Origin of the sequence: Sandarakinorhabdus sp. (assembly GCF_031422795.1) — a bacterium.
Taxonomy (GTDB): domain Bacteria; phylum Pseudomonadota; class Alphaproteobacteria; order Sphingomonadales; family Sphingomonadaceae; genus Sandarakinorhabdus.
The window spans coordinates 1-2,816 of record NZ_JANPML010000189.1 but is presented as its reverse complement, the minus strand read 5'-3'; the positions used below and the strand labels follow the sequence as shown (position 1 = coordinate 2,816).

Genomic DNA, 2,816 nt, shown 5'->3' with positions numbered 1-2,816 from the left:
GGAAAGGGCAATGCGGCGGCGGCCTGGCGGTGGCCAGCGTTGATCTCGACGCGCGTGATGGGAACCGCGCCCAAAGCCCGCGCGTCCACGCCCAGCCCAGCCAGCGCCTTGACCGCCTCGCCGCTGAGGAACTCGCCGCAGATCTTGTCGTGGGCGTACGCTTCGCGTTCCAGCAGCAGGGGGGGCAGGCCAGCGCGGGCAAGGTCGATCGCAGCAGCAGCGCCGGCCAGGCCGCCACCAACAATCAGTGGCGGCGTCACTTGGGACATGACTCGACGGTCCAGCGGAAGGGAAAATGCGGGCGCAGTTCGGCCTGAACGCCGGCTTGGGCCAACAAACGCTGCCAGTCTTCGCGGGTAAAGGCGCGCCGCACGGAAAGCGCGCCATCGTGCGCGACGATGGGGTGCCAGCGACAGACAAAAGCCAGGAGCCGAAAGCCCGCCCACGCTGCCCAGTGCCGGCGCAGATCGTTGATCATCCAGCCCACCCGCGCCGTCCGTTCCATCCACTGGATGAAGGCGATCAGTTCGGCATCGCTCATGTGATGGGCGACCAGCGAGGAAATGATGAAATCGGGCTGCACCTCCAGCGCCTCGGCGCGGCCAGTGCGAAAGCTGATGCCCGGATCGCGCGTGCTGGCGGCGGCGGCCACCGGGGCGGAACGCGGGTTGAGATCGATGCCGATCAGTTCGGCGCGCAGGCCAGCGCCGCGCGCCCAGCGGGCGATGGCGCGCAGCATGTCGCCGTGGCCGTAGCCAACATCGAGCAGGGTGAAGCCAACCCGGCTCGGCGCCTGCCGTTTGAGCCAGGCCAAGGTGGGCCAGCGCGCCAGCGTGAGCGTGTTGACACGGGCCAGATCGGCAACCACGGCGGCATAGGTGGCGGCGTCGAGGCCATCATCGTCCATGATTTCCGGCAGATCGGCCCGCGCCGAAAAATCCAGCGGCGCGTGCGGCCAATCGGCAGGAACTGCGCTCATCCACCCACCGTTTCAAAGCGGAAGCTTTCGGCCGCCAGCCCCGGCCCGAAGGCGACGCCAAAGCCGGGAACACCGCGTGGCACGCTGGTACCGATGCCGGCCATGATGCGCTGCAGCACAAACATGATGGTGGCGCTGCTCATGTTGCCGCAATCGCGCAGCACATCGCGGGACCAGTTGAGCGCGCCCTGCCCGATGCCCAGACCGGTTTCGACCGCGTCAAGAATTGCGCGGCCGCCGCCGTGCACGGCCCACACGCCGTAATCATCGGGGCTGCGGCCATGGAGCAGATCCGCACCGGCCGGGCCGGCCAGCGCCTGTTGCAGGATGGCCGGCACGCGGCCCGACAGCACCATGTCGAACCCCTGATCGCCCACACCCCAGGTGATGGCATCGGCAGAATCGGCGATGGTGGCAGCGCGGAAATCGGTGAGCGCGATGCCCACGGCATCGGCGGTAACCAGCGCGGCGGCACAGCCATCGCCGAACAGCAGCATGGCCAGCAGCGATTCCAGCTGGCCGGTTTCCTGGAAATGCAGGCTGCACAGCTCCAGATTCACCACCAGCACCCGCGCCGACGGGTCGGAGCGGACGAAATGATGCGCCAGCCGCAGCGAATTGACCGCTGCATAACAGCCCATGAAGCCAACGTGCGTGCGCTCCACGCCGGGGTTCAGGCCGAGGCGCTGCACCAGGATCTGATCAATGCCAGGCGCCGTCATGCCGGTGCAACTGGCCACCACAAGATGGGTGATGCCCTGCAGTTCCACAGCCGATAGGCCCAGGCCTGCAATGGCCTGTTCGGCAAGGCCGGGCGCGGTGGCGGCAAAGCGCGCCATGCGCTTGGCAGTGGAGGGGAAAGCGCCGGGGCGATAGAAACCCTCGGCATCGGCGGTGAAACCGTCCGGGTCCTTCACCGGGGTGAAGAAACTCCAGCGGTGATCAATGGCGCTGCGGCCGACGAGGCGCTTGAAGATCAGTTGGTCGCGGCGATCCTTGATCAAGGCGCCGACAAAATCGACGAAGGCTTCGTGCACATCATTGGGCGGCAGCGCAGTGCCGATACGGTTGATGTGCGCGACGGCGGGGGCGGGCATCGCGGATAATCCTCTGGTTTGACGCGCTGACAGTGCGCCGGATGTGGGGGGCTTGCAACAGCCTGCGCTGCGGCCGATGGATGCGCCATGAACTCTGGCAGCTTCAGTGCAGTTCCCGGCATCAGCATTGGCCATGCCCATTGCGAGATGGCGCGCACCGGGGTGACGCTGATCATCCCCCATGAACCTGCCGTGATGGCGGTGGAGGTGCGCGGTGGCGGGCCGGGCACGCGCGAAACCGATGCGCTCAATCCCATCAATCTGGTTGAGCGCGCGCATGGACTGGCGCTGGCCGGCGGATCGGTGTTCGGGCTGGCGGCAGGCGACGAACTGGCCTTGCTGCTGTCCGCGGCCGGGCGCGGGCTGGCGATGGGCGACGGCCTGCCGCCGGTGCCGGTGGTGCCGGCGGCGATCCTGTTCGATCTCACCAACGGCGGCGACAAGGCGTGGGGTATGGACCCGCCCTATCGCAAACTGACGCGCGAGGCCTTTGCCGCGACCGGGCAGAACGATGGCCATGGCGCGATCGGGGCGGGCTTTGGCGCCCGCGCCGGCAGCCGGTCCGGCGGTATCGGCAGCGTTTCGCGGGTGCTGGGCGGTGGCCACATCGTCGGCGCCCTGATGGCGGCCAACAGTTTCGGCGAAATCTATGCCGATGCACCGCCCGGCGATGGCCCGGTGGTGATGCCCAAGTTGACCGGCCATCGCCGTTTCGGGCGGGAAAACACCATCATTGGCGC

The 2,816-nt window shown here is 67.9% G+C and carries 4 protein-coding genes; 1 reads left to right on the top strand and 3 read right to left on the bottom strand.

What is annotated here, in order from left to right; all coding sequences use genetic code 11:
* The 3 genes from RMO81_RS07280 to RMO81_RS07270 form a co-directional block, all read right to left on the bottom strand.
* Positions 1-260 (bottom strand): FAD-dependent monooxygenase (locus RMO81_RS07280; RefSeq protein ID WP_310475146.1); only part of this gene is annotated, 260 nt, incomplete at its 3' end.
* Positions 257-979 (bottom strand): methyltransferase domain-containing protein, encoded by a 723-nt coding sequence (locus RMO81_RS07275; RefSeq protein WP_310475145.1) that lies wholly within the window; start codon positions 977-979, stop codon positions 257-259. The genes RMO81_RS07275 and RMO81_RS07280, both read right to left, overlap by 4 nt.
* On the bottom strand, positions 976-2,076 hold the full coding sequence (locus RMO81_RS07270) for a type III polyketide synthase (protein ID WP_310475144.1): 1,101 nt from the start codon (positions 2,074-2,076) through the stop codon (positions 976-978). Before RMO81_RS07270 ends, RMO81_RS07275 begins: the two co-directional genes overlap by 4 nt.
* A gap of 87 nt (positions 2,077-2,163) precedes the next feature.
* Between RMO81_RS07270 and RMO81_RS07265 the strand changes: the two genes are divergently transcribed.
* A partial coding sequence (locus tag RMO81_RS07265) for a P1 family peptidase (protein WP_310475142.1) occupies positions 2,164-2,816 on the top strand: 653 nt, incomplete at its 3' end.